Annotated in this window: 5 protein-coding genes; 2 read left to right on the top strand and 3 right to left on the bottom strand. The window is 68.8% G+C overall.

Going from position 1 to position 4,730, the window contains the following annotated elements; translation table 11 throughout:
- The 3 genes from HOP12_01490 to HOP12_01500 all read right to left on the bottom strand — a co-directional run.
- On the bottom strand, window positions 1-650 hold a 650-nt coding region (locus tag HOP12_01490), incomplete at its 3' end, for a metal-dependent transcriptional regulator (protein ID NOT32821.1).
- A gap of 68 nt (window positions 651-718) precedes the next feature.
- Window positions 719-1,936 (bottom strand): hypothetical protein, encoded by a 1,218-nt coding sequence (locus HOP12_01495; protein NOT32822.1) that lies wholly within the window; start codon window positions 1,934-1,936, stop codon window positions 719-721.
- Entirely contained in the window at window positions 1,933-3,201 is a 1,269-nt protein-coding gene (locus tag HOP12_01500) for a thiol oxidoreductase (GenBank protein NOT32823.1), read from the bottom strand. The genes HOP12_01495 and HOP12_01500 overlap by 4 nt, the downstream gene beginning before the upstream one ends.
- Before the next feature lie 181 nt (window positions 3,202-3,382).
- On the opposite strand from HOP12_01500, the gene HOP12_01505 reads away from it, so the two are divergent.
- Together HOP12_01505 and HOP12_01510 are read left to right on the top strand one after the other, a co-directional pair.
- Window positions 3,383-4,357, top strand: a complete 975-nt coding sequence (locus tag HOP12_01505) for an alpha-ketoacid dehydrogenase subunit beta (protein ID NOT32824.1) — start codon at window positions 3,383-3,385, stop codon at window positions 4,355-4,357.
- Between the two features lie 8 nt (window positions 4,358-4,365).
- Entirely contained in the window at window positions 4,366-4,668 is a 303-nt protein-coding gene (locus HOP12_01510) for a hypothetical protein (protein ID NOT32825.1), read from the top strand.
- Window positions 4,669-4,730: the final 62 nt, after the last annotated feature.

The following is a 4,730-nucleotide window of genomic DNA, read 5'->3' on the forward strand; positions in this document are numbered from 1 at the left end:
GAGGCGGGCTCGACATGAATGCCATCCAGGCCCTCGCTGCCCGTCACGACCCGACGGCCGCCGATCTCGATCTCGAATACGTCCTCGAGTGCCCGCACCGCGGCCACCCGCACGCGCGCGCCCGGCACCAGCCCGACTTCCTTCCAGCGCGACATGCGCTTCACGTCGCGGTCGCGGATCTCGCGAACCGTCGCGCGCTCGCCGGCACCGAGTGAAGCGAGGGCGCGCAGCGGGCGTTCCGGCATGCGGCCCTTGGCGTCGGGAATCGGATGCCCGTGCGGATCCTCGACCGGGTGCCCGACCAGTCGATCCATCGCCTCGAGCACGCGGTCGCTGATGTGGTGCTCGAGCACCTCGGCGTCATCGTGTACTTCCGCCCAGTCGAGTCCCAGCACCTGAACGAGGAACACCTCGATGATGCGGTGACGCCGCACGATCGCGACCGCCTGACGCCGCCCCTCGGCGGTGAGCCGGGCGCCTTCGCGTGGCGTGTGCACCACCAGCCGCTCGACATCGAGGCGCGCCAGCATGTTGGTCACCGACGGCGCCGAGACGTGCAACTGTTCAGCCAGCCGCGATGTGCTCACGCTGCTTCGGTCGGCGGCGAGCGCGAACAGCGCCTTCAAGTAGTCCTGTCGGGAGCGCGTCATGGGAGTGACACTGGCAGTGCCTCGCGGCTTCGCGGATCGTGCGCGCATGATCGGCAGTGCGGTCCCCATCAGAAGTAACTCGTCATGCTGAATCGCAGCGCCGCACCCTCCGCCGCGTTGTTGAAGCGGTCGCGAGCACGGCTGCGCAGGTAGTCGAGCTTCAACACCGACTCGGGCGTCGGGTGGAATCGCAGTCCGGAGGTGAGCTGAATCGTCGAGTCGCCTTCCAGGTCGCGATCCAGGTCGATACCCTCGAGCCGGACACCCGCCGCAAGATACGAGCTCGGCAGCGTTCGGACGAGTGCGCGTCCGAAGGGCCGTGAGGCTTCGACGAAGAATCCGCCCTGGCGGCTCGCGAACAGGCCCGCGAGCCCGGCCGGCACGTCGATCGAAACCGCAGCGACTTCGGCGTTCCACTCGAGGCCCAGCAGCGGTGTTCGCAGATCGAGTACCGCAGCGCGCACCGAGCGGCGCTCGTCGACGTCGAGTCCGTCGAGTCGAAAGGTGTTGTAGGCACCCGTGAATCCCGAGATCCCGAGTTCGCGCCGTGGATCGAGACTCCATGCCAGCCGCGAGACGAGCGCCGGCGAGGCGTTGTTGTCCTCGGCATTGCGGCGGCCCGCGGCCAACCGCGTGCCGTCGGGTGAATCGAGCAGGATCGCGTCGGTGAAACCGTTCACCGCATATGCTTCGTAGGTCGCGCGGCCCTCGCCGCCGATCTCGAAGAGGCCGAACAGCCCGAGCCCGGGCATCGAGAGTGCGGAGCCCAGCAGGTCGGTGGCGAGCAGCGGCCGGTCGGTGAATGCGTTGCGGGGGCCATCGTGCGCCAGATTGAAGCGCCCCAGCGGCAGCAGCAGCATGCCGCCGCGCACGTTGAACGCCGGGTGCAGCTCGAAGTCGAGTTGTGCCAGCTCGAGGATGATCTCCTCACCGCCGTCTTCGAACTCGACTTCGGCCCACACCTGGACGCGTTCGCTCACCCGTGACGAGGTCAGCAGATTCCAGCGCCTCAGCTCGAAGCCGGCTTCTTCGGTCACGCCGTCGGCGCGTTCCCAGCCGTAGAGCGCCTCGACGTAGCCGCCGACCGCGATGCGACCGAACAGTCCGCGCAGGTGCGGCTTGTCGTCATAGCCACCGGCGACGAACGGGCGGGCCGCGGCGCGGGCCGAATCGACGCTCGTCGAAGCGGCGGCGACGACGTTCGAAGCCTGCGCGTGTGCGGTGGAAACGAGCGCAATCGACAGCGCGAGCGCGACGGCACCAACGCGCCCCGCTCCCCGACTCATCGCGACTCCACGAAGTCGATCAGCGCCGCGCGGTCCGCTTCGCTCAATGCACGATAGGCGTCGCGCGAGGCCGCGGCCTCGCCGCCGTGCGCGCTGATCGCCTCGGCCACCGAGCGCGCCCGACCGTCGTGCAGCAGGAAGGCCTGACCGTTCAGGAACTCGCGCATGACCCGCGTGCCCCACAGCGGGGCCGTTCGCCATTCGAAGCCGTTCGCGTCCCCATCGGGACGATGGTCGGCGAGTTCCTCGCCCATGTCGTGCAGCAGCAGGTCGGAATAGAGTTCGACCGGGCGATTGGAGAGTGCCGGGATTCCCGCGCTGCCGGTGCGGAAGCTCGGCACGTGACAGCCCGCGCACCCGACCGTCGCGAACACCTCACGGCCGCGCGGGCGCGTGCCGGTGAGCGGGCCGGGGGTCGGAGGCGCGAGCATGCGCAGGTAGCCGACCACCGCGAGCACTTCCGGCGTTCCGAGCTCGGGGTCCGCGACGCGATCGGCAATCGTCGTCGCGACGCTCGCGAGCGGGTTGTGATTCTCGACCGGCAGGAACTCGGTGGTGATGCCGATGTCCTGATGATAGGCGGCGACCGTCTGATCGAAGATGCTGGCGACCTGCGCCTTGCGACTGAAGCGCCCGAGCACGAGAGCGCCGCCGCCACCGGCGCGCGATTCGCCGACCCGGCGGCCGATCGCAGCCGTCGAGCCGTGGGCTGCGAGGAACGCCGGCGGCGCCACCCGATTCGCGCGACCCGAGATGCCGTCGCCGTTCAGGTCGTCGGGATCCTCGAGCGCAACGATGTCGGCTTCCGGAATCGCCTCGATCAGTCCCACGCCGAACACCGGTGGCGGCAGTCGCAGCGAGTGATCGACGCCCGCAGGGAGCGCCTCGGCTTCGGCGCCCGGGATCGCCTGGTTCTGAAGCTGCGGTCCGCCCTCGTCGAGCGCCAGATCGGTGCCACGGCTGAATCGCGTGAGCGCGTTCTCGGGTCGACCGCGACCGTCCCCGCTGTGGCACGAAGCGCACGAAACATTGTTGAAGATCGGCCCCAGCCCCTGCACGGGCGAGAACGGACGGCCGAACTGTGCGTCCCCCTCGACGAATGCGGCGAGTTCGGCCGGCGAGAGTCCATCAATCGGCGAGTCGAACAGATCCCCGCCGTCGGGCGCGGTGGTGAGCAGCCGATCGCACGCAACCAGGCCGAAACCGAGGGCCAGCAGCAGGGCGAGGGCGGCGGGGCGGAGCACGAGATCGGGGAGTTTCGACATGACGGCGTATTAGGTACGACTAATTCGAGGATTAGTCAAGGCTAAGAATCGCCGGGAGCGGGACTCCGTCGCCTCCCCTCACCCGGCCGGATCACGCGCGATGGCCCGCGCCCGGCGCGCTTTGCCGGCGTTCGGCGTTCGGCTAACCTGCTGCGTCGCTCGACGATCCCGGAGACCCTCGATGCCCGCGATGACCATGGTTCAGGCGATCCAGGACGCCCTGCGGCTCGCGCTGCGTTCCGACCCGCGCGTGCTGATCATCGGCGAGGACGTGGGCCTGAACGGCGGCGTGTTCCGCGTCACCGAGGGACTACGGGCCGAGTTCGGCGCCGATCGCGTCACCGACACCCCGCTGGCCGAGAATGGCATCATCGGCGCGGCGATCGGGCTCGCGGTCAATGGCATGAAGCCGGTGGCCGAGATCCAGTTCGTGGACTTCATCTACCCGGCGTTCGACCAGATCGTCTCGGAGCTGGCGAAGTTGCGGTGGCGATCGGCGGGCCAGTACACCTGCCCGGTGGTGGTGCGCGCTCCGTATGGCGGCGGCATTCGCGGCGGCCTCTACCACTCGCAGAGCCCCGAGGCTTACTTCTGCCACACCGCGGGACTCGTCACGGTGATCCCCTCCACTCCCGCCGACGCGAAGGGGCTGTTGCTCGCGGCACTCGCGGGGGACGACCCGGTCATGTTCCTCGAGCCCAAGCGGCTCTATCGCTCGGTGCGCGAAGAGGTGCCCGAGGGCTACTACACCGTGCCGCTTTCGAGCGCTCGGGTGGCCCGCCCGGGCTCCGACGTGACGGTGCTCGCGTGGGGAGCGATGGTGCCAGTCTCGATCGAGGCCGCCGAGTCCGCGCGCGAACGCGGCTGGTCGGTGGAAGTCGTGGACCTGCGCACGCTGGTGCCGCTCGACGAGGAGACCGTGCTCGCCAGTGCGCGCAAGACCGGACGCGTGGTGATCGTGCACGAGGCGCCACGCACCGGAGGTTTCGGCGGTGAGCTGGCGGCGCTGGTCGCGGAACGCGCGTTGACCACGCTGCAGGCGCCGATCCTGCGAGTCACCGGATACGACACGCCGTTTCCGTACACGCTCGAGCACACCTATCTGCCCGATGCGCCGCGCGTCCTGCGCGCGCTCGAGCACGTCATGACCTTCTAGAGGGACCGATGCTCGTGATCGTGTGGGAGTTCGTGGTCAAGCCGGAACGCTCCGAGGACTTCGAGTCGCTGTACCGCGAAGACGGCGCGTGGGCGGAGCTGTTTCGCGAGAGCCCCGGGTTCGTGAGCACCACGCTCATGAAGGATCTCAAGCTGCCGCTTCGCTACATGGTCGCGGATCGCTGGACGAGCGAAGAAGCGTTCGAGGAATTCAAACGCTCGCACGCCGAGCGCTATCAGGCGCTCGATCTGCGCTGCCAGCGGTTCACCGAGCGCGAGACCGAGCTCGGGCGCTTCGACTTCGTGCACTAGGAGACGCCATGGCCTTCGACGTGAAGCTGCCCGATATCGGCGAAGGCCATGGCGTCTCCTAG

This window comes from Candidatus Eisenbacteria bacterium (genome assembly GCA_013140805.1).
Taxonomy (GTDB): Bacteria; Eisenbacteria; RBG-16-71-46; order RBG-16-71-46; family RBG-16-71-46; genus JABFRW01.